The following is a 432-nucleotide window of genomic DNA, read 5'->3' on the forward strand; positions in this document are numbered from 1 at the left end:
CTTAGCACACCGCGTACCGCACAGGTTCAGTTAAAGCTCGCTGATGGCTCAACCTACCCGATGGTGGGGCAACTTCGCTTCGAAGAAGCTAAAGTGGATAGTACCACAGGCACGGTTAATCTGCGTGCGGTATTTAGCAATGATAACTTTGTGTTGTTGCCCGGGATGATGGTGAATGCCCAGTTGATTCAAGGTATTATCAATAATGCGGTATTATTGCCACAAAGTGCCATTAATCGTACAGCCAAAGGTGAATCAACCGTGTATGTGGTTGACGCCAATAATAAAATCCAAGTACGCCCAGTTACGGTTCAAGGTACCCACCAAGGTCAATGGATTGTCACTAGCGGTCTAAAACAAGGTGAGCAAGTGGTGATGGTTGGTGGCGCCAAAGTCAAACCAGATCAGCAAGTCAAAGCCATGCCTTATGTG

At 47.2% G+C, this 432-nt stretch carries 1 protein-coding gene; it reads left to right on the forward strand.

Annotation, left to right across the window (positions count from 1 at the left end):
- A partial coding sequence (locus tag AC0AIB_RS31405) for an efflux RND transporter periplasmic adaptor subunit (RefSeq protein WP_465098112.1) occupies positions 1-432 on the forward strand: 432 nt, incomplete at both ends.

Source organism: Micromonospora sp. DSM 43699, assembly GCF_055517075.1.